The organism is Pontibacillus yanchengensis (assembly GCF_009856295.1).
Lineage (GTDB): Bacteria > Bacillota > Bacilli > Bacillales > BH030062 > Pontibacillus > Pontibacillus yanchengensis_A.
Map to the genome: position 1 here is coordinate 17920 of NZ_WMEU01000008.1, position 26878 is coordinate 44797.

Sequence of the window (26878 nt, forward strand, 5' to 3'; positions counted from 1 at the left end):
CAGTAGTACGCTAGACAAGAAAAATAAAAAACTGTCTCTAACCCATGGCTAGAGACAGTCACTCTTATGATTATAAGTTTAGTATATAAGTTGCTAATGTATTGGCCATAACGCCTGTCGGGCCTTTTGGACCTAGATCATAATCCGCTTCAGCATTAGATGTACCTGCAATGTCTAAGTGAACCCATGGGGTTTGCTCTGCAAATTCAGCTAGGAATGACCCAGCCATGATTGCATGTGCTTTTCGGCCAGGGGAATTATTTAAATCTGCAATAGGCGTAGAGCGAACTTTGTCTTTATAGATATCATTGTAAGGTAATTGCCATATTGGTTCGTCCGCTACCTTAGAAGAAGCATCTATTTCAGAAAAGAATTCCTGATTATTGGTCATCGCTCCAGTCACCCAATCACCTAAAGCCACTACAACTCCACCAGTTAATGTGGCTACATCGATTAACTTTTCAGCCTTATGATGCTTAGCATAAGTAAGCGCATCGGCTAATGCTAAACGACCTTCTGCATCTGTATTTAACACTTCAATGGTTTTACCGCTTAGAGATGTAATGACATCATCCGGTTTAAAAGCAGATCCACTTATCATATTATCCGTGGACGGAATCACAGCTACTACGTTTTGCTTTGGCTTTAAACGGCCAATGATATCCATCGCGCCTAGCACAGCAGCTGCTCCTCCCATATCTCCTTTCATACCTACTATTCCATCTTTCGGCTTCAAAGAGTAGCCACCTGTGTCGAAAGTGATGCCTTTCCCTACCAGGCCAACTACATCTTCCCATTCATCTTTACCCTGATATTTCATAACAATCATTTTAGGAGGTTCTGTAGAGCCTTGGTTGACAGCTAAAAGCGCACCCATTCCAAGCTCTTCCATCTCCTCTTTGTCTAAAATTTCGCACTCAAACCCATAATCTGTGGCCATTGTCTTTGAATATTCAGCGAGATCAGTGGCTGTTAAAAGATTGCCTGGCATTTGCACTAAATGACGTGCTGTGTTCACACCATAACCAAGTGCATATCCTTTATCCACCGCTTTTTCTAAAGCACCCTTATTCTCATCTGATAGTAAGCTAACACTTTCAATCTTCACACCAGGTTTTTCATTGCTTGTTTTAAAGTGTTCGAATTGAAATGGTGCTATGACCATCGCTTCTGACAATGCTTCTGAAGCTTGCACACTTGATACAGCATCTGTCTGAAAACTATCAAGGATAAAAGATACTTCGTTAACTTGATCTTTTTGAAGTTGCTTAAACAGAGGTCCAAATGCTGTTTTAAGTCGTTGAGGAGTAAGATCCTTTTTCTTTCCTAAGCCTACGATATAAATCCGCTTTGCAGATGTTTGGTTTAAAGTATATATCTTAGAAATTTGCTTAAAATCATTGGATATATCTCCATCCTGTATGTATTGATCCAGTGCACCATCTAAGGCATCATTAAATTGTTCGTAAACAGGTTGATGGTTCTTATTCTCATGATAAAGACCAAACACAATCGCTTCCGTTTCAGAAAACATCTCTGTAGTTGGTAGTATATTAAACATAAATCTGTCCACCTCCAACTTCTATTATACATGAGAAAAACACCAGTTTTCACTTAAAAAGGTTAACAATTCTATCTTTCGTGTCAAAAAGCCGTCTCACGAATCACATTTAATACCTTTTGTAAGGACGAGACTTTTATCCTATGGTATAATGTTGCAATATAAACATACATACTAATAGCATCATCGGAGAGGTTTTATAATGAAACTGTGATGCAAACATACATAGGATTTACATACCGTTCACAGGATTTTTACGTTTTGACGCTCCAGAATTTCTCCGCTATATACTCTGTCATGTTAAAATAGGTAGAATAGTGGGAAAAATGAAAAGTAAGCCATTGATTAAGAAAGGCGCAAGCGCCCTGCTAGCGACGTAAAAACTGCTACCCAAAGAACGGCGGTTGGGTCGATGTTGCTGCACGATGCAGCGAACCTCCTTCAACCCAGAACTTCAACTTCCTTCCGTATGAGATAAAGGAAACACGGAGAGCATTAGTGAGTCGATGTTAACTTATCGTAAGAAGGGGCAGGAAGTTTGCTGGGCGCTGGAGCTGGACATGGCCACATAGATATTTCAATTAAACATATGTAATAATTTTTTAATTTCCTAGACTACGAAGAAAGGATGAACAGCACGCATGGAACTCTTCTCCAACTTTCCTCTCTGGGCAGCATTAACTGCCATAGTATTTGCTCAGATTGTAAAAATCCCCATTCAATTCATAGCATCAAGACATTTTAACCCAGGGCTGGCTTTTTCCACAGGAGGAATGCCTAGTAGCCACTCTGCTGCCGTTACAGCTCTTGCTACAGCAGTTGGATTACAAGAAGGTCTTAACTCTAATATGTTTGCTATTGCTTGTGTATTAGCTATTATAGTTATGTTTGACGCAACAGGAGTAAGAAGGCAAGCCGGAGAGCAAGCAATTTTATTAAATAAGCTAGCAAAGGATTTCACACACATGGTAGAGGAAGCCAGAGTGTGGAGTAAAAAAGCTGAATATGAAAAAAGAGAAGAACTAAAAGAATTATTAGGTCACCAACCTATTGAGGTCTTTTTTGGAGGAGTTACAGGGGTGCTAATTAGCATTATATTATTTACTTTTATCTAACTCTTAACGGATAAAGAAAATCTGCGTCACCTTGTTCACCCAGGCTTAAGCAAAGCCTCGTCGTAGCGATTTTTGCCAAAGAGAGGATTTGCTTAAAAGGGGTAGGCGATGGAGCTAAATAGTACACAATCCTTACCGTATATTTCTTCTACTCATAAAAAAGCACGGAAAGCTCTCATTGCGCCTTCCGTGCTTTTACATATGATCAACTAGTACTATATTGTTGACGAAATACTTGTAATGATTCCGTTTCATTCAAGCGCTGGAGCTCCTCTTCTGTAAGTTTCCCCTCTCCACGTTTTACCACATAAACAGGTAATGTCTTCTTCCCCCATTGTTCATAAACATCTTCTACCGTCTTATAATATAAATCAATCTTATTTCCTTGAATAGCCGAACCTTTATCTGCTACTACCCCATAACCATAATCAGGAATGTAAAGAATGGTCCCAAGGGGATACACATCAAGATCTGCTGCAATCGTAGAATATAGATCACGTTTCACTTTAACACCAGAGTAAGTTATGCCATACATTGGATGATCAGGATTTTTCCCCGTAGATTCAACACCGGCTGTGTACCCAGTTGCAATAACGGTCTCTGTAGGATATTCAGAAAAATCAATTGCCTCTTCTATACTTCTTGGGCCATTTACAGATTGACTGGAAATGTATCGAGTATTAGCGGCTATATAATTCAATCCCTTTTTTTGTAAGTTTACTTTTTTGTAACTTTGCTCCCCGAACGTAGATTGAAAATGATATAGAGAATTAGTTTTGCTTTGAAGCCATTCCGTTACCTCAGCCGCAGATACATTCGATACAGATGTAAAGGTAGAAAACAGAGCTCCAATCAACAATAACGTCATCAACACTCTTTTTACATATTTTTTTGATTTTTTCAATGAAAACACCTCTCTGAGTGTCATCATTTCCAATCTATCATTTCTTTATACGCTTTTTATTGCATTAAATAACCCATGCCTTTAGAAATACTCCGGATAACTTGTCCACTCAAGAGGTACAAGTAATGGCTGCCATATGTATAAACATTCTAATTCCTACAACAAAAAAGACCTTTCTACACAAGAAAGGTCAGCCTGTATTTAAAACATCTGATATCCACGCACTCGAAGCATACGAATCACAATACCGGAACAGATCGCCCCAGCTAAACCAGATGATAAAATTACAATATCAATCACTTGTAAATTGACCAGATGGGATAAAGCGGTTTGAATCGATTGAGTAAACGATAGAAAATAATCTGCTAAAGCTATATTATCAACAATAAAGACCACAATAAGTGGGTAAATAAATGCCACTAACCATGTTTGTCTTAATAACATGTTCACTAAAAATGAAATCCCAAAAAACAAAACGAAAAATAACAACACCGAAACGACGGCTTGTATGATATTCAATGCTGCTTCCTCCCTGCTATCCTTAACAATCTAACATATTCGACACGATGATACCTCATCATATTTTATAACGGATGGATTTGAAATACAAGTTCTCAAGAAAATTGAATAGTGACAATTGTGTTAACGATGCGTTGGGGATTGTTCAACTGCATATATATAGAAATAAGCAATAAGTGCCTTTTTGAGGGAATGAACTAAAGCTGGAGCTAAACCTAATACTCACTTAGAACAAAAGCGCAAGGGCCCGCTTAGCGACGTACAAACTGCTGCCCACAGGACGTGGGTTGGTTCGATATTGCTGCGTGACGCAGCGTTTTTAATCATCTCCCTATGAATCGTTTTGAGATAAAGGAAACACGAAGAGCGCAAGCGTTCGATGTCGACTTATAGCAAGGAGGAGCAGGAAGTTTACTAGTGGCTGGGCGCTGGAGCTAGACAAATAAGCGCTAAAAACTTATACTTTCTTCACTTATAAAAAAAGCAAAGATGGCTTTCGCCACCTTTGCTAATCAAACTTAGATTACTTAGTAAAAATGTTGAATTTACCTTTTTTCAATAACAATCCAACGCCACCAAGCTTAAGTAGGTAACGATTGTCAATAATCTTCTTCATCACAGAAGCTTTCCAACCAAATAGTTTCTTACCACCGAATACAACACCAATAGCTTGTCCTTCTCCAAGAGAAGCTACTGTACCTTGTAACTCAGGTTCGAATGCTTCTAGTTTGCTCCCACCGTGAACAAGTGTTTTTAGGTTGTGAGCAGTTACTTCTGCTTCTTGAATAGCTATTTGAGCTGTTGGAGGATAGGGACGATCATTTTCTTTATCCATAATAAGAGCACAGTCGCCTACGATGAAAATATCATCGTGTCCAGGCGCACGTAAATCTTCTGAAACTTTGACTCTTCCACGAGCTGTTTCAAAACCTGTTTCTTCGACTATGGAATTACCACGAACACCAGCAGCCCAGATAACGTTGCTAGATGGGATTTCTTCTTGTTGTTCGTCTTTTTCCACTATGATACTGTGTTCATTTACTTGCTTAAGCATTGTTCCTAGTTTGAATTCAACGCCTTGACTCTCAAGATAGTTCATTGCGTACTCTACTAGTTCTTCATCAAATCCAGGAAGAGCTGTTGGAGAAGCTTCTACTGTGATAATACGAACCTTTTCACGAGGAACGTCATATTCTTTACACAGTTCAGGAACACGATTTCCTAGTTCACCAGCAAATTCAATTCCAGTAAATCCTGCACCACCAATTACAATGTTTAGTAAATCTTGGCGATCTTCTTTTTCGTTATTGTAACGTGCAAAATTGTACTCAATGTGATCACGAATTAAACGAGCACTGTTGATGTTATTAATAGTGAAAGCGTTCTCTAAAAGTCCTTGAATACCGAATGTGGCTGCTTCAAAACCAAGGCCAACGACAAGATAATCATACGTAAGTTCACCATTCTCAAGAGTGACCTTTTTCTCATCTGGTTGCAATGAAACCACCGTATCTTGCACAAGTTCTACTCTGTTTAAATCGACAACATCACTAATTTTAATACGTGTATGATCATGATGAAGTGTACCAGCTGCATTCTCATGTAGCCATGTCGTTTGATAATGGTAATTATGTTTGTTTACAAGCGTTATGTCTGCTTCATTTCTACCGAGCATTTTCTGAAGTTTGACAGTGGTAATCATACCACCATACCCAGCACCAAGGATGACTATTTTTGGTCGGTTCATACCTATCACTTCCATTTACTATAAATTTTCGAATTCACGAATGACAAGCAACATTGTGACCCAATTCACGAATTTGAGCATAAAAAAAGACATACTACTATTATAGGATTGTCATAATTTCGTAAAATATTTTCTAGGAAATATCATAGTCCTTTTTCATGCAATTTTCAACCCTTTCCTCATAATTTGTCGACATTCAGACATTTCAAATATTTTTATTATAACCTATATATTTGGTATTATAAAATTTGTACGCTTAGAAATATGCTAAAATAGTCTTTATATACATTTTTGGAAATGGGGGAATCAATTTTGTCTGATCAAGTTTATGACATTACGATTATTGGAGGAGGTCCCGTAGGCCTGTTCACTGCCTTTTACGGCGGAATGAGACAAGCGAGTGTAAAAATCATCGAAAGTCTCCCTCATCTCGGTGGTCAGCTCACTGCTTTATATCCTGAGAAATATATTTATGATGTTGCCGGCTTTCCTAAAGTCCGCGCACAAGACCTAGTAGACAATTTAACAGAACAAGCCAATCAATTTAACCCAACCGTAGCCCTAGAAGAATCTGTTCAAGAGGTTGAGAAGCTTGAAGATGGAACATTTAAACTTAAAACGAACCAAGATGTTCACTATTCAAGAACCATCATCATTACGGCAGGAAATGGCGCATTTTCACCTCGCAAATTAAAAGTTGAAGATTGTGAGCGCTTTGAACAATCTAACCTTCATTACCATGTAGATGACATGAAGAAATTTGCTGGACAAAATGTGGTTGTCTGCGGAGGTGGCGATTCTGCAGTAGATTGGTCACTTATGCTTGAGCCAATTGCAAATCAAGTTACGCTCGTCCATCGACGCGATAAATTCCGTGCTCATGAGCATAGTGTGGAGAAGCTTCACAACTCCTCCATCAATATCATGACACCTTATTCTCCTGAAGAGCTAATAGGTGAGGATCGAATTGAGAAGGTTGTCTTAAAACAAGTCAAAGGGGATGACACACACACACATGATGTGGATGCAATGATTGTCAATTATGGCTTCGTTTCGTCCCTCGGACCTATCAAGGAATGGAACTTAGAGATTGAGAAAAATAATATCGTCATCAACTCCAAAAGTGAAACAAATATCCCTGGCATTTATGCCGCAGGAGATATTTGCACGTACCCTGGGAAAGTTAAATTAATTGCTTCAGGGTTTGGCGAAGGACCTACAGCAGTCAATAATGCTAAAGCATATATGGATCCAAGTGCAAAAGTACAACCAATGCATTCTACAAGTTTATTTGGTGGCTAATCGTAATTTGAAAGCTGGGAGACTTACTCCCAGCTTTTTTAATGCCAGCGACTTGCAAACTTCCTGCTCCTCCTTATGATAAGTCAACATCGAATCGCTTGCGCTCTCCGTGTTTCCTTTATCTCAAAACGATTCATAGGGAGTTCGATTAAAAACGCTGCGTCACGCAGCAACATCGAACCAACCCACGTCCTGTGGGCAGCAGTTTGTTCGTCGCTAAACGGGCGCTTGCGCTTTTCTTTAATTAGATTCAGATTTCACTTTGTAATCTGAAATGTTATAGGTGTCATTCATCAATTTAAAAAATACTGTTAGTGTAAATGTCCCTTCCGCATCGGTTTTATTTTTTTGAACAAGCTTGTACTTTCCTTCTTCTATCTTCTCAAATTTGTAGTCTTTATCTGGACTTAAGAAGGGTCCGAATTCATCAGGTTGAATATACAATCCATCATCTTTTTTCTCATACATGTTATCAACTAGTTTCTTAGCTAACTGTTGATCTGTTACTTCTGATAGGTAGTTAACCATTTCATCTTTCGTTTTGTACTCCACTACTTTTCCATCTTCATTCGTTCTCGGTTGAAGACGTACCTCTAAATCTTTCATGAGCTGCTCTGCTTTATCTTCTGATAATGTCTTAGTGCTTGCTTCGTTCTTATTTTCGGATTTTTCTCCATTTGTTGAAGTCTCGCCACTTGTACCACTAGATGATTGCTCCTCTTGAGCTCCACAACCACTTAAAATAATCACAGCACCAACTAGAATTGATAATAACCCTTTGATGTACTTCATGTTCACCCTCCTAGCTAAATCTTCTAATAAATAACAATTTCCATTTAAAAGAAGTGTGAAACATGGAGTAGCATATTAATCTAATCAACTAAGGAAGTGCCAAAAATGTCATACTGTAGGACTGCTAACATTAGAAAAAACGCATTATTCAGGATAATTCAATCCTCTACTTGGAATATAAAAAAACCTTCCCGACTAGTTACACTGTAACAATCGAGAAGGTTTAGTAGATACAAAGTGTTTAGCAATCTTTATCTGGTGTACCAGCGTTCGTTGCAGTCTTGAATGAGGAGCCACAACCACAATTGGCGATGGCATTCGGATTATCAATTGTAAATCCTCCGCCCATCATGTTTTGTTTAAAGTCGATGGTTGTGCCAACAACAACATCCAGGTCTTGTTTATTCATAACAACTGGAATGCTATTTGCATCAAATGTTATATCTAGTTCTTCGTTCACTTCATCATCAAAGCCCATTGCGTATGAAAGTCCACTGCATCCTCCGCCTTTTACACCAAAGCGAAGACGGGTTTGTTCTGATTCTTCTTCCTTCATCATCTCTTGAATTTGAAGGCTAGCGCTATCAGTTATATTCAGATTATTCATATACGTTCCTCCTTACGTCTTTCTTACTTACAGTATACAAACAAATGGCGAATGTATCAATTTTACAGACCTCACCTTTTTATTTGGTTCTATATTCTATTTTACATGGGTAAATAAATTGAGTTCTAGCTTACTAGCTTATTTTATAGTAACTTAGAACTACAACAACATACATAAATGGGGGTTTATCGTTGCATCAACCAGATCCATTATATGACAAAAGTATCGCATGCCCTTTTTATTCCTTTTCCTATACAACAAAAAAGGCTCGATCACGGTTCATTCGTCCCATCCATACAGATACTGATTTTTGCACAACCTATAAACATGAAGCGATTAATCCACTTTATTATACTGTAGCTGTTTGTCCACAGTGTGGATATTCGTTTACTGATCAGTTTTCCTCTCTTTTTCCACAAAGCAGTACAACAAACATCCAACATAAAATTGTAGATCAATGGTCGTTTCAAAATTATTCCCTAGAACGAACACGAACTGAATCTATAAACACTTTTAAACTAGCTATCTACACAGCCAATTTAAAAAAAGAAAAACCCATCGTGTTAGCAGGGTTGTATATACGACTTGCTTGGTTGTATCGGGAGACAGAAAATCATTTGGAAGAAGCAAGATTTATGAGATTAGCCGAACAAGGTTACCGTAAGTCATATGAGGAAGATGACCTTACGCATACGGAAATGACTACAATACGAGTATTATATATGATCGGGGAAATCAATCGCAGACTAGGAAATGCCCATGAAGCTATACAATTTTTCTCTAAGGTCGTAGATAAAAGAAAAGCTGCTTTTGACCCCAAGATAGTCGATATGGCCAGAGATCAATGGTACAAAACAAGAGAAGATTACAAATCTGAAACCCAACCTATGCAGTCAGGCTAGCAAAAGTGGGATAGAACATTTATGAAGTAAGCAAATCAACAGCTAAAGCGCAAGCGCCTTGCTCATCCCTGGCAGGCTTAAGCAAAACCTCTTCGTCACGATTTTTGCCACAGACAGGAGGATTAGCTTAAGACCCTGAGGGGGCACTTTATGTATTACGTTATACACAAGCCAACAACAAAAAGCACCCCAATTCAATGTAATTGGAATGCTTTTATATGATTTAGGCTATTAATTAAAAGTTAAGCGTATCTAACTTTTCTTCTTCTGATTCTTCATAGCCCTTCATGTATTTAATTCTACGTTGAAGTGACGTTTCATTAACTTGTTCATCTGCATGGTAAGAAGAACGGACAAGTGGTCCAGCCTGGCAATGTTGAAATCCTTTTTCCATTGCAATCTGACGCAATTCTTCAAACTCATCTGGATGATAATAACGTTCGACTTTCAAGTGTTTTTTCGTTGGCTGTAAATACTGCCCAATTGTCATGATATCAACATCATGAGCTAACAAGTCGTCCATAGCTTGGATGATTTCTTCTTTTGTTTCTCCAAGACCGACCATCAAGCTTGATTTTGTCGGTGTATTTGGAGCAATTTCTTTCACTCGTTTTAGTAGTTGCAGGGAACGATCGTAGGTAGCTTTTGAACGAACTCTAGGTGTTAAACGACGAACGGTCTCAATATTATGGTTGAAAATATCAGGACCTGCGTTCATCAACGTGTACAAGCTATCGTAGTCCCCTTTCATATCAGATGGAAGAACTTCTACGGTACAGCCCGGTTGACGTCGATGAATTGCCTCAACCGTTTCAGCAAATACTTGAGCACCGCCATCGTTTAAATCGTCACGTGCAACAGCTGTTACAACCGCATGCTTCAATTCCATTAATTCAACAGATTCGGCAACTTTTTCAGGTTCTTGAAGATCTAATTCATTTGGCAAACCTGTTTTAACTGCACAGAAACGACAACCACGTGTACAAGTATCCCCTAAAATCATGAAAGTCGCTGTTTTACGCTCGCTCCAGCATTCATGTATGTTAGGACACTTCGCTTCCTCACATACCGTATGTAAATTACGCTCTCGCATGATTTTCTTCAATCTGTTATAAGACTTGTTTGTCTTAATGTCTATTTTCAGCCAATCGGGTTTACGTACGTGTTCTTCTTTTTTCGCCATGGATTTCACTTCCCTTTCCATTTTTGTTCATGTTCTTCCTTACCGAGAGTATGTCCATTCCTTGCTTTGGTAACGTTCCTCCATCAAGGTATAAACTTCCTGAAGCTGCTCTTCGGTCAACGTATATGGTTCTAAGTGAATATCTAAACCTTTTTCAAACCCTCGCTTGAAGGCATCTTTCACTTCCGGAAGATTGATTCTCCTTCCAGCTACTTCATTAATTGCAGCTGCTTTTCCACCAAACGCCTTACGAGCTCTTTCTTTAACTCGCTCATTTGGATAAATGAATAAATCAAATAACGTTATATCATCAACTTCAATCGGAATCGATCCGTGTTGTAGAATGACTCCTTTTTGTCTGGTTTGTGCACTGCCAGCTGCTTTCTTGCCTTCTACAATCAACTCATACCAAGAAGGTTCATCAAAACATACAGCTGAACCGGTTTGCTGTAACTTACCTTCTGGTATCGAAAATTCAGCTTGAATATCTAGTTCTTGAAATCCTTCTAATAGTCCTTGCGATATTACTCGATAAGCTTCTGTTACAGAAGGAGGCATTGTTTCATAATTTTCAGACACAATGACACTATACGTTAATTCATTGTCATGAAGGACTGCGCGACCACCAGTTGGCCGTCTTACAAGTTCAAATCCGTGTTTATGTACAGCATCAACATCAATTTTGCCTTTCAGTTTTTGGAAGTACCCTACAGATAACGCTGCAGGTTCCCACCCATAAAATCGTATAACTGGAGGTATATCTCCGTTGCTATGCCATTTTAATAGTGCTTCATCTAATGCCATATTAAAAGCAGGTGAAGCATGACCAGAATCAATAAAATACCATGTTGGTTTCATGCTGAGCCTCTTTTCGTTTCATATATACTTTAGCAAGATAAAATGCTACAGTATATTTTAACAATTTTTTCATTGTAATGTAAATGTTTCTGCATACAAAGACCAAAAGCCCTGGGCGCTCGTATATCGACGTATATGCTGCTGCCTCCACGACGTAGGTTGAATCGATGTTGCTGCATGATGCAGTGGTCTTAATCGAACTTCACTTAAAATCTGTAGGAGATAAAAGGAAACACGAAAACATGCGTGATTCGATGTTAACTTATCGCACGAAGGCGAGGGAAGCATACTAGTCGCTGTGCGCTGGAGCTAGACATGAAAGCACCAAACTTATGCTTTCATTACTTATTAAAAGAGGAATCCCTCATTATCTATATATATGTATGAAAAACGCGATGTAAGAGATCATCGCGTTTAGAACAGGGGATTCTCCTCTAAATGCTGATATACATTTTCTACTAATTCTTCTGGGGTTTCAGCTGTAACTCGATCCCCATTCACAAGCGCAAACAGTGATTGCGCACAAAGTCCACAATGGCTCAAGCAACCATACTCTATTACATCCAGTTCCAGGTCTTTCTCAAGCTCTTCTTTTGCTTTATGAGACCCACTAGCTAAGTTGTTAATACAAAATTCAATGATTGGATTCATCTCACTCACCTCAAGCGTATTTATTAATGATGAATCCCCTACTCAACGATATATAATATCATATGTTAACAAGAAAACAAAAGCCTCTAGCTTGCCATTCCATCCTTAACTTACAACACATTTTAGCTTTTTTATGAAGAAGGAGATATCCCATTTGTTTCAATGGCCTGATAAATACTTTTTAATTTTGGATTCCCCTCACCTACAACATCACCGTTTAGTACTACTAATGGATAAAAATATTCTTCATCCATAATCTTTTGAGTGAAAGCTTGATGCTCAGGATTATTTTGTGTCTCATCTATATCTACATACGTAAAATCTATTTGCTCTGTATCATATTTACGTTCAATAGCTGCTTGTAGCCATTCATATGTTTCCTTAGCACTCGGTAAATTAACGCAACTTGCACATTTTTGTTCTGCACCATAAACGGTAATTGCAATATTGCTCATCCTATTCCCTCCAATTTTTAAACCACGAACCTTTATAAATCATTTTACAAAAAGAACGGAAAAAGATAAAATGAAAATGGTTCTCATTTATTTTAACGATTATAGTACCGATGTTTGTTCATACAAATAACACTAAAAACTAATTCAATACAATAGATTTTTTTTAAAGAACATCTTATAATAGAAATATGGAAAGGAGAAGATGGATGATGACAGATCAAGTACAGGAAGTATTAAATAAACTTCGTCCCTTCTTACTACGTGATGGTGGAGACGTTGAACTTGTAGATGTGGATGAAGGGATTGTCCGCCTTCGTCTAATGGGAGCTTGTGGTAGTTGCCCAAGTTCAACCATTACACTAAAAGCTGGTATCGAACGTGCACTAGTAGAAGAAGTACCAGGCATTAGAGAAGTAGAGCAAGTATTCTAAAAAACATATACATCGACAAAAGCTTGTAGATATGATCTACAAGCTTTTTTTTATATTGTTACGTTGTAAAGTTTGAAGTGAATCATAAGTGGGATAAGTGGAGATATTTGATAAACTCACGCGTTTCCTATGTGTTAAATAAATGAATGTTTATCACATATAAAAGGAATAATCCGGAAGACTTGAAGTTGAGATAAATTTGGTGATCGCACTGGCAAGAAAGCTAATGAACATTTAGTTCGCTGTTTGTAAAAAATAAAGTTTTATTTGTCAGTAAGATCTAACCAAAGAGGGTTTTCACTAAAAATAAGGGCTTATATGTCCTTTCGGGAGACATACAACATTTGGCCGCGTGTCCGATAGCCATTACCCGGCTGGGGGTGAAGGGGAACTTCGAGACTCCCGCGGGTGAAAGAGGTTGGTGAGACCCCGGAGGGAGCAAAGCGACTGAGAAGGCTCACCAGCTCACCCGTAGGAAAGCGAGTTGCTTCACCGTAACCCCTTCCACGGTTCAAGTATCGGACCCATCACCTTTTGAATATATCTCGAATCCAAGTCTTCAAGATAATGTGGCTTTAGTGTAATAAGACCTGAAACAACTATAACAAAAGCATCTAATAATAAATAAAGAGTCAGCTACAAAAAAATGTAGCTGACTCTTTACGTTAGTAAGATTGAGCGCTCTGCTCATTAGAAACGGGGACGTCTTCTTCTCTTCCTCGTTCAGAGCGACCAATGATATAAGCTGCTGTGGCATCTCCTGTTACGTTAACAGATGTACGGCACATATCAAGCAAACGATCCACACCTAGAACAAGTGAGATAGCTTCAACTGGGAGACCAACTGATGTAAGTACCATAGATAACATTATAAGTCCTACTCCCGGTGCTCCTGCTGTTCCGATACTAGCCAGTGTCGCTGTTAGTACAACGGTCAGTAACTCCCCTAGCCCTAAGTTTGTATTGTACATTTGAGCGATAAACATAGTTGCAACACCTTGCATAATTGCGGTACCGTCCATGTTTATGGTCGCTCCTAATGGCTGAACAAATCCACTAATACTCTTAGGTACTTTTAAATTCTCCTGTGCTGTACGCATAGACACTGGTAATGTACCTGAACTACTAGAAGTACTGAATGCTACAATCATAGCTGGTGAGAATTTTTTAAAGAACTCAATTGGGTTCATTTTACCTAATACATACAAAGCTGATCCATACGTAACGAATAAATGAACTACTAAGGCTAATAAGACAACTAACATGTACTTGATCATACTAATTAACGCATCTCCACCCTGACTTCCTATGGCGTCTGCTATTAGTGCGAATGCACCATATGGAGCAAACTTCATAACAATCTGTACAAGGTACATTAACAATTCATTTGCTTGCTCAAACAAACGGTATATTCTATCTCCCTTTTCACCTATTTGAGATAGGCCAAAGCCAACGATAATGGAAAAGGCAATGACTTGAAGCATCTCACCTTGCGCCATTGAATTTATTGGGTTTGTTGGGATAATATTAAGCAGGGTTTCAACTACCCCAGGAGCTTCTTTCGCCTCAAAATCTCCACCTTGCATTGCTTCGCCACCTGCACCTGGTTGAAGAACTGCACCCAGCGTAAGAGCTAGTGTTAAAGCAATCGCTGTGGTAACAAGAAAGAAGGCTACGGTTTTGAATCCAATCCTCCCTAATTTTTTAGGATCACTGATTCCAGCTGTTCCAAGAACTAATGAAACTACCACAATGGGTACGACTAACATCTTGATTAAATTCACAAATATTTGACCCATAGGGTATAGTACAAATTTCTGGGATACATCATAGAATCCTTGTCCAATTGCATTTAATGACAATCCTACAATGACACCAAGTACCATACCTAGTAAAATCTTTTTCGTTAATGACATCGTTTCTTCCTCCTAGTGCTACATCTAGATGATATACTTTACTCATGCAATACGCTAACAAGTTAATGTAAATTATATAATTTACATTAGCTTTTCTTCAATACAAAATGTTTAATTTAGCTAAAACGAACAACCAACATGCAGAATCCGAAATCTAATTACACTTACACTTTTGTCATTTTAGCATTAATAAAAATCACCTAAGGAGTTTTCACCTTAGGTGATTCTAGAAACCATTCCTATTTTGTTGGATTCGTTTCAAAGCGTCTATTGACATCAAGACCATACGTATCTACATTTAACGGTCTCCATTCAAAATCATGATAGTTCTTTACCCATTTGAACTCAATGCGCTTCACTAAGTCTGCATCCATAAGCGACATAATCGTTGGACCAGCACCGCTTAAGAATGTGCCATAAGCCCCTTCGTTTCTCATAAATGATTGAATATCATCAAATTGTGGAATAAGCTGCTTACGATATTGATGATGAAATAGATCCTTTTCCATCATCTTACCTGCCAACTGCCAATTTTCTTGAGCAAGGGCCACGACTAACACATTCGCTATCGAACTAGCTTCAACTGCCTGTTTATAGGGTAATTCGGATGGTAAAACTTCTCTCGCCTCAGACGTTTTCAATTCTTGATTTGGAATTAAAGCAACAAAACTAGGCTTATCTAATGAAAGCTTCTGCCAATCAACGACGCCATCCTCTTCATAGTGCGCAATCACACACCCTCCTATAATAGAAGGAACAACATTATCAGGATGTCCTTCAAAATTGGTCGCTAAATTCACTTTTTCTTCTGTAGGAAGCTTCAAATCATAAGCATAATTGGCTAGTTCTATACCTGCTACAATAGCAGCAGCACTACTTCCAAGCCCTCTAGCTAAAGGAATATCATTCTTCACTTCTACACGATAAGCTTGATTCGATTCTTGATTGTAAAGCTGACCTACATGTTTCGCTGTTTTCAAGATCAAATTATCCGAACTGTTTAGCTCGCCTTCTAAGTCGGATGATAATGCTACAAATTCCCATGTATCTGAAGGTGACAACGATAGTTCTAGATATAGATTTAAGGCTACACCTATCGAATCAAAACCTGGCCCTAAGTTTGACGTGCTACCAGGTACTCTTATATTTACCGTCATGAATAAACACGACCCTTAATAGCTTCAATCACCGTATCTTTATCATTAGGAAGCACTTCTGGTTTCAGCGTACTCGTATCGATGGCTGTTTGAGGGTCTTTTAATCCATTACCTGTGAGCACACATACAACAGATGAACCTTTCGAAATCTTGTTAGAGCGTAACGCTTTCCATAAGCCTGCAATGGAAGCACAGGAAGCTGGCTCAGCAAATATCCCTTCATTTTGTGCTAGCCATTGATAAGCTTCCAAAATTTCTTCATCTGTCACCTCATCAATTTCTCCTTGTGAATCATGTGCAGCATTCACGGCATGTTGCCATGAAGCAGGGTTACCAATTCGAATAGCTGTTGCGACCGTTTCCGGTTGTTCGATTACTTGATTACGAACAATAGCAGCAGAACCGCTTGCTTCAAAGCCCATCATTTTAGGAAGTCCGGTTTGCTTCGCTTTGTTATAATCTACAAACCCTTTCCAATACGCAGTGATGTTCCCAGCATTACCAACAGGGATACATAAATGGTCTGGTGCACGACCTAACACATCACACACTTCAAATGAACTTGTTTTTTGTCCCTCAATACGGTAAGGGTTGACGGAGTTGACTAATGTGAAATCATCTGATTCGCTTAAGATTTTCACTATCTCTAATGCTTCATCAAAGTTTCCTTCAATGGAAAACACTTCTGCCCCATACATGACTGCTTGCGCTAACTTTCCTTGAGCAATTTTCCCTTCAGGAATAACAATAACACAACGTAATCCTGCTCTAGCTGCATAGGCTGCAGCAGAAGCAGACGTATTGCCAGTCGATGCACAGATGACTGCTTTTGCTCCTTCTTCTACAGCTTTAGCCATGGCCATAACCATCCCTCTGTCTTTAAAAGATCCAGTAGGGTTTGCACCTTCTACCTTGGCATAGGCTTCTACACCAAAGTCTTTGGAAAGCTTCTCAAGAGGAATGAGAGGCGTATTTCCTTCGCGTAAAGACAAGGTAGGGGTATGCTCTGTAATTGGCAAGTACTCTTTGTAATGAGCCAATAATCCATCCCATTTCATTATGCTTCCCCCTCACCTTCAACACGGTAATAGCTATGCACACCTTTTATAACATCTAATTCTTCTAGCTCATGTAAAATAACATCGATTTGCTCGCGACTCGCCTGATGAGTAACAAGAACAATTTCAGCTGTTGAATTGTCTTTTTTCGGCATTTGTAAAATTTTATCCATACTTACATTCTGGCGAGCAAACACATTCGTAATCGCTAAGAACGTACCAGCTTCGTCTTCTGCCTCAAGTCTTAGGAAGAACTTAGAGAATACTTCATTGCTTGATTTCAAGCTTTTATCAAATTGTGGGTTAACAGATGATTTACCTGTTACGCCTAATCGAATATTCTTCACCACGTCCATTAGGTCTGAAACAACAGCAGTTGCTGTTGGTAACTGACCTGCACCAGGACCATAAAACATCGTTTCTCCAACTGCATCACCGTACACGTACACTGCATTGTATTCATCCTTAATGGATGCTAATGGATGGCTATGTGGCACAAGTGTAGGTTGCACGCTCATTTCGATCTTACCTTCATTTCGAGCTGCAATACCTAATAGTTTCACAGTATAGCCTAGTTGCTCAGCATAGGATAAATCATCAAACGATATGCCTCTGATTCCTCTGACATCCACATCATCTAATTCAACCGGCATCGAGAAAGCAAGTGTGGATAATAAACTAACTTTTCGTGCAGCATCTAATCCATCAACATCAGAGGATGGATCGGCTTCTGCATATCCTAGATCTTGAGCTTCTTTTAAAACATCTTCAAACGTTCTGTCCTCTTCAATCATCTTAGTAAGAATATAGTTTGTTGTACCATTCACAATCCCCATGATTTTATTAATGCGGTCTGATGCAAGACCATCCGTTAAGGAACGAATAATAGGGATTCCTCCAGCTACACTTGCCTCATATCTAACATCACATTGATTTTCATTCGCTAATTGTAATAATGGCGAACCATAAACAGCCATCATATCTTTATTGGCAGTCACTATATGTTTTTTATTCTGAATTGCTTTTTCAAGTACTTTATACGTATCTTCAATGCCACCCATTACTTCAACAATCACGTCGATTTCTGGGTCTTGTACAAGTTCATCCACTTGGTCCGTTAACAAGGAGGATGGAATATTTCCTTCGCGTTTTTTATTCATATCATTGACTAGGATTCGTTTAACCTCAATGGGACAGCCAACTTGGTGTACAATTTCTTCTTTGTGATTTTCAAGAATTTGCACAACTCCTGAGCCGACAGTTCCAAACCCACATAATCCTACGTTAATTTTTTGCTGCATGGTAAGACCTCCTATTGTTTATCCGGAATGTACATGTGTTTATCTATAACGCACATTATATAAGCCTTATGTATAGAATACAACAGTAAACTGAAAATTTATATTCTTTTAACTAATCAAATGAAGCAATCATACATTTCTGAAGCATAAAATATGAGGACATATGATTAGTTACGCAACTAAATATTCTATATAACCTAAAAACCCATAAAAATGAACCTGTTACTTCATAACAGGTTCACTTTATTTAAGATGTTACTTTCGTTTTCGGTTCTTGTTCGTCTAATACTAGCTGAACATTTTCTAGACATAGATTCATCATCGCTTTTCTTGTTTCAACACTAGCTGATCCAATATGAGGCAGTGCAACAACTTGTTGCAAAGATAAAAGTGGGTGGTCTTTGGATATAGGTTCATTTTCAAATACATCAAGCCCAGCGCCTGCAATATCACCTTCTACTAGTGCTTGATAAAGATCATCTTCATTGGCATTATCTCCACGAGATGTATTCACAAATATTGCACTTGATTTCATTTTCTTAAATACTTCTTTATGAAACATACCTTTTGTCTCTGGTGTTAAAGGAGCTAAACAAACGACAAAATCAGCTTGGGTTACTAATTCATCAAATGACTTATAGACCGCTCCAAGCTTTTCTTCAGCCTCTTTCTTACGACTTCGATTGTGGTAAAGCACATTCATATGAAACCCTCTAGCACGATGCGCTACCGCTTCTCCAATCCGTCCCATTCCAACAATCCCTATGGTTTTATGATGGATATCATGGCCTGCCATCAGTAGAGGTGCCCAGTTTTCCCAGTCACCCTTACGTACATACTCATTCGCTTCTATTAATCGTCTGGCCGTAGCCATTAGAAGGCTAAAAGTCAGATCTGCCGTTGTTTCTGTTAATACATCAGGCGTGTTGGTTATCGTGATACCATTCTTTTCAGCTGTCTTGATATCAATATTGTCAAACCCCACTGCCAGGTTTGCAACCACCTTCAACTGCCTTCCTCTAGAGAGAAGTTCTTCATCTACTTGATCACTTAACACGGTAATCAAAGCATCTGCTTTTCCAGCTTCCTCCAAGAGAACCTCCCGATCCACAGGTTGCTCTTCTGAATCCCACATCTTTACATTAAATTTCTCTTGAAAGGGAGTAACGATTTCTTCTGGCAATGAACGTGTTATAAATATATATGGTTTTGTCATAAGGGAACCTCCTAAGCTAATACTGTTCATGAACAAGTCTATATTAGCATATAACTAGTGTTTTTCCCTATAATTGAACAAAAGCTGGAGGCGCCCGCTTAGCGACGTATGGATGGCTGCCTACACGCCGTAGGTTGGTTCTATAGTACTGGAAGTATTACATACAGTTTGATACTAGTACCAATCAAGCGTTGGTATCCGAACTTTATTCACATCCAACCTGATTCCTTCAAAAAAGTGATGAAGTATTTTTTCATAATTGACTTGATTCTCAAGCTCATGTCGCAATTGATCCTCCTGTGTTCTACCAGAATGGTTGGTATGATTAAACCATTCATCTAAGCGATCAAATAAGTTTATAGGTAGAATCAGCCTCGCATAAACTAGTCTCCACCCAAATATAGATAAAGGACGTATAGCTTCATAATCATCCATAAAAGCTCGAATATCCTGAAAACCACTCTCCCCTTTTTCAAGTAGTTGATACCTTATCCACTCTGCAATATCTCTTGAAGGGTGATCGTACACAATCGTATTACTCCATATCGTTTGATCAAGCAGACTAGGGTGAAGGCGTTGCACAGTAAAGGTTCCTTGGTCGTATTGTTCATACCTCCAATCCTGTTCACTTTCTTGTAGATATTGGATGGCGTTTTCAACCACTCCTTCTAAATAAGGGTACGTTTCAATAAACAAACGTTGGAACGATGAAGCAGGGTGAATATCCCATTGCTGTTTGTATAATGCAGTCCAAGCATCCATTTTTTCTTCCCATAACGTCTTCCACTTTCCATAGCGGGAAATGTGTTGTGGTTGGTAAGGGTATTGTTGCCCCAATTCGTGAAAGCGCGCAAGCCAAGACCCATGAGATTGATCTTTGGAGAATAGTTCTCCAACATAAACGAGCATATATTCTTGATTTTCAATAGTTGTACGTAACGCACCTTCTTTCGTGAAAATTGGTAACGTCGTATAGGGCCATTGATTACTCAACAAATACTCACTAAGCGATCGCTGCTCAAATACTTCCTCATCTGTTACGTTATGAGCTGGTAATAAAGCAACATATCCATCAGAACTCTCATACCCTTTAACTCCAAATTGATTCCATTCCCTACCTACTATTATGTCGTACTGAGCTTCAATTTCTTCCTTCATTTACCTCACCCACCAAATAAAATTTCTTCTTATTCTTATCTTTATGTATAATAGAAAAAAGAAGAACATTAGGACATTTTGTTCTATAGAATAATGGAAAGTTGTTTCTCTATGGAAGAATAGGTTATAGTAAGAAAATATAGACAAAGAAAGAATGGGTGATAACGATGAGTGAAAAGAAGATGAGTAAACTAGAAGAAAAAGCTCGCACATGGCTTACAGAGCGCGGTGTCACAGTTGACGATATGGCAGATCTTGTCTATTATTTACAATCCAAATATCATGATGATTTATCTTTTGATGAATGTAGACATAATGTAGAGCGTGTTATTTCCAAGCGTGAAGTACAAAATGCGATTCTAACAGGAATTCAACTAGATATTTTAGCTGAGAAAGGGATGCTGGAGTCCCCTTTACAAGATACGATTGAAGCTGATGAGGGGCTTTATGGCGTTGATGAAATTATTGCCTTGTCGATTGTAAATGTGTACGGTTCTATTGGATTTACAAACTACGGCTTTATTGATAAGCAAAAACCAGGCATTTTAGGAAAACTAAACGATAAATCAAACGGTTGCCACACCTTCCTTGACGATATTGTAGGAGCCATTGCAGCTGCTGCATCAAGTCGTTTAGCACATAGTGAAGAGAACGAAGAAGTCTAGAAAATTAATTCTAGGCTTCTTTTTATTTCTACCGGTTTTTATGTTAGAATATTTTTACATTTTATGAAAGATAAGGAGAATTTGATGAAGCACTTTTTCAAAAAACGTTTATATTGGTTAATTCCCTTTCTAATCGTATTAGCTTCCATATCGCTTGTGTTTTTTCAACGAATAGAAGCCATTTCAAAAGATCCAGATACGAATTGGAGCCGTAAGGTAGAGGTAGGAAAAACAACCATAAATCGGTCTCCCTATGTGGAAAAAAGAGATAATCAATACGTTATAACCCAATTTATTGATGGCGATCTCAACAAGACGGTATGGAACCATCAATTTGACGAATTAGAAACACAAACCATTGAAGTCCCCTTTGGTAAATGGGATCCTTTCTTTTATCAGGATGACTTTCTTGCCTATTTCAATGGGGAAGAAATAGTAGATAAACAAAAGAAGGTAATCTCAAAAGCAGATACTTTCTATCCAACAGCTAATACATTTTTTTATACATATAATCAACAAGTATATCGATATAATCCAGAAACAAAGAAAACCTCTACCTTATTAGATATTCCTAAGGGGTACTCTATCATTCCGATTAAGCAATCGGGCAACAACGCCCCACCTATTTACTTCAAGCGAACAAAAGGTAATAAAATAAATGTCATCGCATATCAACATGGTGATGAGGGGTATAAAAGAATAGCAACTAAATCCGCCCAGTTCCCTCCCAGTCAACAAGTTGAAGAAGTGATAGTCTCCACAACAAACGAAAAGATTGGTCTCTTCGTTTTAGCAAGCGTATCAACTGGAAATCAGAAAACATTATACCCTTATATAGCAGAGGCAAATTTGAATGGCTCTGAAGTTGATTTAAATGAAACACAACTTAATGACCCTCATTCAGGCGGAGGGTTAAGAGAACCTAGTGAGTTTTCTGCTACTTATCGAAATAATACGTTCCATGTCCTTTTTAAAGCTAGTGGTAAAACAGATAGAAGCAACGTCACAGATCGATCTTTCAATGTGTATGAACTAGCTTATCAAGATGGAAATGCACAAGTAGAACGAAGAAGTCACTCTTATCGATTAATTTTTCACCCTACTTATATAGATAACCAAACTGTCATTTGGAATGAGATAGCAGATCCATATAAATTATTTATTGCTTCTTCCAATCCTGATGTCGTCCATAAAGCTAACCGTTATACATTTGATGATGCGTTAATTGCTTTTGGGGATACGATGTCGATGCTGTTTAAAGGACTGGTTACAGTTGTCCTTACTTCCCATTGGTTCATCTGGCCATTAGCATTCTTTGCTGCTTTGTTCTTGATATTTCGAAAATTCACAGACGAAGACCCTCATTGGGTATTCTATGCAGGCGTAGGCATCTATTTAGCAGCAGCTCTGTTATTAAAAAGCCATTTCTTTATTCCGTCATTTAACAGTACAGCTCCTGCTTATTTTAGCTTCACAGGTAGCTCCTATTTTTACATTATCTTTTTTGCACTTCTAGCTTATTTATGTGTGAAGCTAACTAGTGATGAATGGAGTTCTGTGTTAAAAGCAACCTATTTTATCGGAGTTCATATCTTGTTTATGATTTGTATCCTTGGACCTTATGTAATTTTCTTCTAAATAACAGACGGTTTGTTCACGTACAAATAATATTTAAAAACGACCTACCCATGCGATGCTCATGAGTTAGGTCGTTTTTTTGCATTACCTAAGCATAGGTATCCATTCCGATAAAGAGGCTATAGAATACTTAGGTTGACGTTCATATTGGGATAATAACTCTTTTGTTGTGACACCTGTTTGTACATGCAACGTATCAAGACCAGCATTCATCCCTGCCAAAATATCTGTATGATAATTATCTCCAACCATGATTACCTCTTCCTTGGACAAACCAAGAGCTTCAATAGCTTGATCCATAATGATCGACTCTGGTTTCCCAATAAACGTTGGCTCCACACCTGTCGACACGCTAACAACTGACGTGAGAGAACCATTGCCAGGAAGCATCCCTCTTTCGGTAGGAATGGCGATATCACCATTTGTTGATAAAAAGGTTGCACCATTTCGAACTTGTAAACAAGCAATAGCCAATTTCTCATACGTTATGTCACGGTCAATCCCCATCACTACAAAATCACAATCATCCTCCACAATGCTATGTCCAGATTCCGCTAATGTGTGAAATAATCCTTCTTCCCCAATGGCAAACACTCTTGCATGTTCTTTTCGATCCTTGATATAACTTCCTGTAGCAGTACTTGATGTGAAAATTTGTTCAGCTCGTGCTGGAATATCAAATTTGTTTAACTTCTCCGCCACTTGCTCTGGTTTTCTCGAAGAATTGTTGGTTACAAACAGATGAGGAATCCCCTCCTCCTGTAGAGCTTTCACAAAATCAGAAGCAGCTTCTATTCGTTCTGACCCTCTATACATCGTTCCATCTAGATCGATTAAGTATCCTTTATATGATTGCATGTGTATTCCTTCTTTCATTGTTACTACTGTTAAGGTAAAGAAAAGCTCAGGACGCCTTTGTCACCTCTAGAGGATAAGCGCTAAATCTAGACATGTAAAAGTCAATAAATCACACTCATCCTTTATATTGAATAAACATTCTGAAAGTATAACATGACTTATTGGTCTTCATTTGAAAAAGCTGAGATAGGTCCTAATTCTTCATTTAAATACCGACGAATATAATGGCTAAAGTCTTCGAGAATGGTAACGTGTTCATTCATCATCTGTTGTAATTCATCATGATTCATATCCGTATATTCTCTAACTAATTGTTTTCTTATAGCAATAACTGCTTTATATGCTTCCTCTTCGCTTTCAGGTAATACCGTTTCATCAATCAAAATATCAATGATATCCTCATAGCTTCCAGGATCACGCATGATAAACCCATCAATCATCATATTTCCTACATCGACAATGGATTCGATTGTCATCTGAACACATCTTTCTAACCCTAACCGTTTTAATGGGGTATCTACTGCTTCATTCTTATAATCCACGAGCAATTGCTCTAGGTATTGCAAAGTTGATTCAATTTTAGAACGATCTACAAAATACATCTCGTTCCCTCCATTCATCTTTTTCATGCTCTAGTGGTATCATATCATATACAAGCTATCATTAAATTTACATTTACCAGTTAAGTTTTGAAGGGTTTTTTGCTATAGTATAGATTGAAATCTTTGAAGCGGAGGAACGTTTAACTATGGATCGTGAATTAGCTCTAGAACTTGTACGTGTAACAGAAGCAGCAGCAGTAAGCTCAGCCCAATGGATGGGAAGAGGTCAAAAAGATGAAGCGGATGATGCTGCAACCACAGCAATGAGGACTATGTTTGATTCTATTGCTATGGAAGGTACAGTTGTTATCGGTGAAGGTGAACTAGATGAAGCACCAATGTTATATATTGGTGAAAAGCTTGGAAATGGGAACGGACCTGAGGTAGATATTGCCGTTGACCCGTTAGAAGGAACAAATATTGTCGCAAAAGGGCACAATAATGCCATGAGTGTTATTGCTGCAGCTGATCGTGGTGCACTATTGCATGCACCAGATATGTACATGCAGAAAGTAGCAGTAGGAAAACAAGCACGTGGTCAAATCAGGTTGGATGATCCAATTGAAAAGACGATTGAAACCGTTGCAAAAGCTAACAATAAACGTATTAATGACTTAACCGTAATTGTTCAAGAACGTCCTCGTCACAACGAACTTGTCGAGCGAATCAGAGCAAAAGGAGCTCGTGTGAAACTGTTTGGAGATGGAGATGTGGAAGCGTCTATTGCTACATGCCTCCCTCATACTGGTATTGATCTATTCGTAGGAACTGGAGGAGCTCCTGAAGGTGTGATTTCAGCTGCAGCCGTCAAATGTTTAGGCGGTGACATGCAAGCTCGTCTCGTCCCACAAAATGAGGAAGAAGCTCAGCGTTGTAGTGATATGGGATTAAACGATCCTAGACAATTATTAACGCATCATGATTTAGTGAGTAGTGATGATGCACTCTTCGCAGCTACTGGCGTAACAGAAGGTGAACTGCTACATGGGGTTAAATTCCTTGGTGGGGACTTAGCCGAAACGGACTCAATTGTAATGAGAGCAAAAACAGGTACAATTCGATTTATTAAAGCAAACCACCATCTGGACAATAAACCTCATTTACTAAAAAATGACTAATCCCAGGAGGTTAGAGCATTGGAAGAGAATCGATTTTTCCTTTATGATGAAAAAGAAAATACGCACACAAGATTTGTAAGTTTCATGGGAGATGCCCATCGGTATGACTTAGCGATTATTACTTCAAGTCGTTATTACGGCAAGAAAATAGTTGTTGACCTGCAAGGTAGTCATTATGCCATTCTTGGACAAGATGATGTGGAAGAAGAAGGTTATCTTGAACATGCGTACAATTTAACGGAAGTCGAAGCCGAAGAATTGAGAGAATTTCTCCGGGAAATTGTATAAAAGTAAAATAGAACGCAAAAAAACTTCATTCATAACAAACCCTCCTAAGGTTAAAACTAAAACCGAAGGAGGGTTTTACTATGGCACAAAATGACAAAAATATAAATAAAAATCCGGACTCAGATGGATATTCTGACTTCGCTAACGTAGAAGCAATGAGGAACTATCTAACTCCAGAGCAATTACCAGAGGGACCATATGGTGCTCCTCGTAATAAATACAAACCTGTGGAAAACAAAAGCACACCATGGAAAGAAGGACAGCGTTACTATAGCGCATTTAACTATGAATTCAAATCGCTACACGAAGACATGCCTAGACACGACACTCCAGCCCATCCAACCCACGACCATCCAGACATGGAGAAAAAGCCGTCTCAAGAACAGCAAAATCAAAAATAATTAGAACAAGTCATACAGGATGCATTGCTGCAAGTAAAAAAAGAGCTTGGGTTCCAAGCTCTTTTTTACTGGGTAATTTTCCTTCCCCCCATTATCTTGGAAACTTGAATTCAAGATAAAACCAAACGAACGCAAAGTGGGACGGGGGATAGGGCTGTCGCTCCTATTTTTTAAGCTCTATCTAAAATCTCGCCCTTATATTTCAAAAGTAGCTCCTGTTTTTCGATTCTCGCTCCGAAAGCAGGGAAAGTCGCTCCAAAGCCCATGTTTTAACGCAGTGACATGACAAGTCCCTCTATGCTGCATGATCGATGCGGTCCGCAAAAAAACCGATGTGTCGAGCTCGCGCAGGGCACGTTTTTTCTTTCATTAACGAAACGAAATCATCCATCTCACCGCCACCAAAGTTATCTCGAATCCAAGTCTTCAAGATTATGCCTCTTATCTAGAATAAAAAAACGCATCAGGTCTAGTT

Annotated in this window: 28 protein-coding genes; 9 read left to right on the forward strand and 19 right to left on the reverse strand. The window is 38.6% G+C overall.

Annotation, left to right across the window (positions count from 1 at the left end; all coding sequences use genetic code 11):
• Positions 1-70 precede the first annotated feature (70 nt).
• Entirely contained in the window at positions 71-1561 is a 1491-nt protein-coding gene (locus GLW08_RS18515) for a leucyl aminopeptidase (protein ID WP_160850116.1), read from the reverse strand.
• Between the two features lie 641 nt (positions 1562-2202).
• Between GLW08_RS18515 and GLW08_RS18520 the strand changes: the two genes are divergently transcribed.
• Entirely contained in the window at positions 2203-2676 is a 474-nt protein-coding gene (locus GLW08_RS18520) for a divergent PAP2 family protein (protein ID WP_160850117.1), read from the forward strand.
• A gap of 205 nt (positions 2677-2881) precedes the next feature.
• Here the strand turns inward: GLW08_RS18520 and GLW08_RS18525 are convergent, their stop codons facing one another.
• From GLW08_RS18525 to GLW08_RS18535, 3 genes are all read right to left on the reverse strand, one after another.
• Positions 2882-3604: a 3D domain-containing protein gene (locus GLW08_RS18525; RefSeq protein WP_237458510.1), complete on the reverse strand. Its 723-nt coding sequence runs from the start codon at positions 3602-3604 to the stop codon at positions 2882-2884.
• A 177-nt stretch (positions 3605-3781) separates the two neighbouring features.
• Positions 3782-4093 carry a YuiB family protein gene (locus GLW08_RS18530; protein ID WP_423808616.1) on the reverse strand — a complete coding sequence of 104 codons (312 nt, stop codon included), beginning with the start codon at positions 4091-4093 and terminating at the stop codon, positions 3782-3784.
• Between the two features lie 529 nt (positions 4094-4622).
• Positions 4623-5846, reverse strand: a complete 1224-nt coding sequence (locus GLW08_RS18535) for an NAD(P)/FAD-dependent oxidoreductase (RefSeq protein WP_202406275.1) — start codon at positions 5844-5846, stop codon at positions 4623-4625.
• 312 nt (positions 5847-6158) lie between these two features.
• Between GLW08_RS18535 and GLW08_RS18540 the strand changes: the two genes are divergently transcribed.
• Positions 6159-7148, forward strand: a complete 990-nt coding sequence (locus GLW08_RS18540) for an NAD(P)/FAD-dependent oxidoreductase (RefSeq protein WP_423808704.1) — start codon at positions 6159-6161, stop codon at positions 7146-7148.
• A gap of 240 nt (positions 7149-7388) precedes the next feature.
• Here GLW08_RS18540 and GLW08_RS18545 read toward each other — a convergent pair whose 3' ends face one another.
• Together GLW08_RS18545 and GLW08_RS18550 are read right to left on the reverse strand one after the other, a co-directional pair.
• On the reverse strand, positions 7389-7940 hold the full coding sequence (locus GLW08_RS18545) for a hypothetical protein (protein WP_160850121.1): 552 nt from the start codon (positions 7938-7940) through the stop codon (positions 7389-7391).
• A gap of 241 nt (positions 7941-8181) precedes the next feature.
• Entirely contained in the window at positions 8182-8547 is a 366-nt protein-coding gene (locus GLW08_RS18550) for a HesB/IscA family protein (protein WP_160850122.1), read from the reverse strand.
• A 191-nt stretch (positions 8548-8738) separates the two neighbouring features.
• Between GLW08_RS18550 and GLW08_RS18555 the strand changes: the two genes are divergently transcribed.
• Positions 8739-9449, forward strand: coding sequence for a DUF2225 domain-containing protein (locus GLW08_RS18555; RefSeq protein WP_160850123.1), 711 nt, complete (start codon positions 8739-8741; stop codon positions 9447-9449).
• A gap of 235 nt (positions 9450-9684) precedes the next feature.
• Here the strand turns inward: GLW08_RS18555 and lipA are convergent, their stop codons facing one another.
• The 4 genes from lipA to GLW08_RS18575 form a co-directional block, all read right to left on the reverse strand.
• Positions 9685-10632 (reverse strand): lipoyl synthase, encoded by a 948-nt coding sequence (lipA, locus tag GLW08_RS18560; protein ID WP_036823698.1) that lies wholly within the window; start codon positions 10630-10632, stop codon positions 9685-9687.
• Positions 10633-10671: 39 nt separating this feature from the next.
• Positions 10672-11490: a lipoate--protein ligase family protein gene (locus GLW08_RS18565; protein WP_160850124.1), complete on the reverse strand. Its 819-nt coding sequence runs from the start codon at positions 11488-11490 to the stop codon at positions 10672-10674.
• 414 nt (positions 11491-11904) lie between these two features.
• Complete coding sequence (locus GLW08_RS18570; RefSeq protein WP_160850125.1) at positions 11905-12141, reverse strand: YuzB family protein; 237 nt, start codon at positions 12139-12141, stop codon at positions 11905-11907.
• A 131-nt stretch (positions 12142-12272) separates the two neighbouring features.
• Positions 12273-12596, reverse strand: a complete 324-nt coding sequence (locus GLW08_RS18575) for a YuzD family protein (RefSeq protein WP_160850126.1) — start codon at positions 12594-12596, stop codon at positions 12273-12275.
• Positions 12597-12784: 188 nt separating this feature from the next.
• Here GLW08_RS18575 and GLW08_RS18580 point away from each other — a divergent pair, with 188 nt between their 5' ends.
• Positions 12785-13027 carry a NifU family protein gene (locus tag GLW08_RS18580; protein ID WP_202406273.1) on the forward strand — a complete coding sequence of 81 codons (243 nt, stop codon included), beginning with the start codon at positions 12785-12787 and terminating at the stop codon, positions 13025-13027.
• Positions 13028-13692: 665 nt separating this feature from the next.
• Here GLW08_RS18580 and GLW08_RS18585 read toward each other — a convergent pair.
• The 6 genes from GLW08_RS18585 to GLW08_RS18610 all read right to left on the reverse strand — a co-directional run bounded on the left by GLW08_RS18585 (position 13693) and on the right by GLW08_RS18610 (position 20833).
• Positions 13693-14943: a dicarboxylate/amino acid:cation symporter gene (locus GLW08_RS18585; RefSeq protein WP_160850127.1), complete on the reverse strand. Its 1251-nt coding sequence runs from the start codon at positions 14941-14943 to the stop codon at positions 13693-13695.
• 239 nt (positions 14944-15182) lie between these two features.
• Positions 15183-16100 carry a homoserine kinase gene (thrB, locus tag GLW08_RS18590; protein ID WP_160850128.1) on the reverse strand — a complete coding sequence of 306 codons (918 nt, stop codon included), beginning with the start codon at positions 16098-16100 and terminating at the stop codon, positions 15183-15185.
• Positions 16097-17158 (reverse strand): threonine synthase, encoded by a 1062-nt coding sequence (gene thrC, locus GLW08_RS18595; protein ID WP_160850129.1) that lies wholly within the window; start codon positions 17156-17158, stop codon positions 16097-16099. The genes thrB and thrC overlap by 4 nt, the downstream gene beginning before the upstream one ends.
• Positions 17158-18459, reverse strand: a complete 1302-nt coding sequence (locus tag GLW08_RS18600) for a homoserine dehydrogenase (protein ID WP_160850130.1) — start codon at positions 18457-18459, stop codon at positions 17158-17160. Before GLW08_RS18600 ends, thrC begins: the two co-directional genes overlap by 1 nt.
• A 247-nt stretch (positions 18460-18706) precedes the next feature.
• Positions 18707-19675, reverse strand: a complete 969-nt coding sequence (locus tag GLW08_RS18605) for a 2-hydroxyacid dehydrogenase (RefSeq protein WP_160850131.1) — start codon at positions 19673-19675, stop codon at positions 18707-18709.
• Between the two features lie 174 nt (positions 19676-19849).
• Positions 19850-20833 (reverse strand): hypothetical protein, encoded by a 984-nt coding sequence (locus GLW08_RS18610; RefSeq protein ID WP_160850132.1) that lies wholly within the window; start codon positions 20831-20833, stop codon positions 19850-19852.
• A gap of 167 nt (positions 20834-21000) precedes the next feature.
• Here GLW08_RS18610 and GLW08_RS18615 point away from each other — a divergent pair, with 167 nt between their 5' ends.
• Complete coding sequence (locus GLW08_RS18615) at positions 21001-21498, forward strand: phosphatidylglycerophosphatase A family protein (protein WP_160850133.1); 498 nt, start codon at positions 21001-21003, stop codon at positions 21496-21498.
• Between the two features lie 84 nt (positions 21499-21582).
• Positions 21583-23136 (forward strand): hypothetical protein, encoded by a 1554-nt coding sequence (locus tag GLW08_RS18620; RefSeq protein WP_160850134.1) that lies wholly within the window; start codon positions 21583-21585, stop codon positions 23134-23136.
• Between the two features lie 84 nt (positions 23137-23220).
• On the opposite strand, the gene GLW08_RS18625 is transcribed toward GLW08_RS18620, so the two are convergent.
• Both GLW08_RS18625 and GLW08_RS18630 read right to left on the reverse strand, forming a co-directional pair.
• Entirely contained in the window at positions 23221-23994 is a 774-nt protein-coding gene (locus tag GLW08_RS18625) for a TIGR01457 family HAD-type hydrolase (RefSeq protein WP_160850135.1), read from the reverse strand.
• A 158-nt stretch (positions 23995-24152) separates the two neighbouring features.
• Positions 24153-24596, reverse strand: coding sequence for a DUF86 domain-containing protein (locus GLW08_RS18630; RefSeq protein WP_160850136.1), 444 nt, complete (start codon positions 24594-24596; stop codon positions 24153-24155).
• Positions 24597-24742: 146 nt separating this feature from the next.
• Here GLW08_RS18630 and glpX point away from each other — a divergent pair, with 146 nt between their 5' ends.
• The 3 genes from glpX (at position 24743) to GLW08_RS18645 (ending at position 26403) form a co-directional block, all read left to right on the forward strand.
• Positions 24743-25714, forward strand: a complete 972-nt coding sequence (gene glpX / locus GLW08_RS18635) for a class II fructose-bisphosphatase (protein ID WP_160850137.1) — start codon at positions 24743-24745, stop codon at positions 25712-25714.
• An 18-nt stretch (positions 25715-25732) separates the two neighbouring features.
• A complete protein-coding gene (locus tag GLW08_RS18640) occupies positions 25733-26002 on the forward strand; it encodes a DUF3055 domain-containing protein (protein WP_160850138.1) in 270 nt (89 codons plus the stop codon).
• Between the two features lie 80 nt (positions 26003-26082).
• Positions 26083-26403 (forward strand): cytosolic protein, encoded by a 321-nt coding sequence (locus GLW08_RS18645; protein ID WP_160850139.1) that lies wholly within the window; start codon positions 26083-26085, stop codon positions 26401-26403.
• A 295-nt stretch (positions 26404-26698) separates the two neighbouring features.
• Here the strand turns inward: GLW08_RS18645 and GLW08_RS22190 are convergent, their stop codons facing one another.
• Positions 26699-26833, reverse strand: a complete 135-nt coding sequence (locus GLW08_RS22190; protein WP_272917107.1) for a hypothetical protein — start codon at positions 26831-26833, stop codon at positions 26699-26701.
• Positions 26834-26878: the final 45 nt, after the last annotated feature.

Excerpts from the sequence above, each read along its gene's own strand:
- GLW08_RS18645 (WP_160850139.1), top strand. The coding sequence starts at position 26,083 with ATGGCACAAAATGACAAAAATATAAATAAAAATCCGGACTCAGATGGA.
- GLW08_RS18630 (WP_160850136.1), bottom strand. The coding sequence starts at position 24,596 with ATGTATTTTGTAGATCGTTCTAAAATTGAATCAACTTTGCAATACCTA.
- lipA (WP_036823698.1), bottom strand. The coding sequence starts at position 10,632 with ATGGCGAAAAAAGAAGAACACGTACGTAAACCCGATTGGCTGAAAATA.
- thrC (WP_160850129.1), bottom strand. The coding sequence starts at position 17,158 with ATGAAATGGGATGGATTATTGGCTCATTACAAAGAGTACTTGCCAATT.
- glpX (WP_160850137.1), top strand. The coding sequence starts at position 24,743 with ATGGATCGTGAATTAGCTCTAGAACTTGTACGTGTAACAGAAGCAGCA.
- GLW08_RS18620 (WP_160850134.1), top strand. The coding sequence starts at position 21,583 with ATGAAGCACTTTTTCAAAAAACGTTTATATTGGTTAATTCCCTTTCTA.
- thrB (WP_160850128.1), bottom strand. The coding sequence starts at position 16,100 with ATGACGGTAAATATAAGAGTACCTGGTAGCACGTCAAACTTAGGGCCA.
- GLW08_RS18600 (WP_160850130.1), bottom strand. The coding sequence starts at position 18,459 with ATGCAGCAAAAAATTAACGTAGGATTATGTGGGTTTGGAACTGTCGGC.
- GLW08_RS18615 (WP_160850133.1), top strand. The coding sequence starts at position 21,001 with ATGAGTGAAAAGAAGATGAGTAAACTAGAAGAAAAAGCTCGCACATGG.
- GLW08_RS18515 (WP_160850116.1), bottom strand. The coding sequence starts at position 1,561 with ATGTTTAATATACTACCAACTACAGAGATGTTTTCTGAAACGGAAGCG.
- GLW08_RS18565 (WP_160850124.1), bottom strand. The coding sequence starts at position 11,490 with ATGAAACCAACATGGTATTTTATTGATTCTGGTCATGCTTCACCTGCT.
- GLW08_RS18520 (WP_160850117.1), top strand. The coding sequence starts at position 2,203 with ATGGAACTCTTCTCCAACTTTCCTCTCTGGGCAGCATTAACTGCCATA.
- GLW08_RS18525 (WP_237458510.1), bottom strand. The coding sequence starts at position 3,604 with ATGACACTCAGAGAGGTGTTTTCATTGAAAAAATCAAAAAAATATGTA.
- GLW08_RS18575 (WP_160850126.1), bottom strand. The coding sequence starts at position 12,596 with ATGAGCAATATTGCAATTACCGTTTATGGTGCAGAACAAAAATGTGCA.
- GLW08_RS18580 (WP_202406273.1), top strand. The coding sequence starts at position 12,785 with ATGGAAAGGAGAAGATGGATGATGACAGATCAAGTACAGGAAGTATTA.
- GLW08_RS18550 (WP_160850122.1), bottom strand. The coding sequence starts at position 8,547 with ATGAATAATCTGAATATAACTGATAGCGCTAGCCTTCAAATTCAAGAG.
- GLW08_RS18610 (WP_160850132.1), bottom strand. The coding sequence starts at position 20,833 with ATGAAGGAAGAAATTGAAGCTCAGTACGACATAATAGTAGGTAGGGAA.
- GLW08_RS18535 (WP_202406275.1), bottom strand. The coding sequence starts at position 5,846 with ATGAACCGACCAAAAATAGTCATCCTTGGTGCTGGGTATGGTGGTATG.
- GLW08_RS18545 (WP_160850121.1), bottom strand. The coding sequence starts at position 7,940 with ATGAAGTACATCAAAGGGTTATTATCAATTCTAGTTGGTGCTGTGATT.
- GLW08_RS18585 (WP_160850127.1), bottom strand. The coding sequence starts at position 14,943 with ATGTCATTAACGAAAAAGATTTTACTAGGTATGGTACTTGGTGTCATT.
- GLW08_RS18605 (WP_160850131.1), bottom strand. The coding sequence starts at position 19,675 with ATGACAAAACCATATATATTTATAACACGTTCATTGCCAGAAGAAATC.
- GLW08_RS18625 (WP_160850135.1), bottom strand. The coding sequence starts at position 23,994 with ATGCAATCATATAAAGGATACTTAATCGATCTAGATGGAACGATGTAT.
- GLW08_RS18570 (WP_160850125.1), bottom strand. The coding sequence starts at position 12,141 with ATGAATCCAATCATTGAATTTTGTATTAACAACTTAGCTAGTGGGTCT.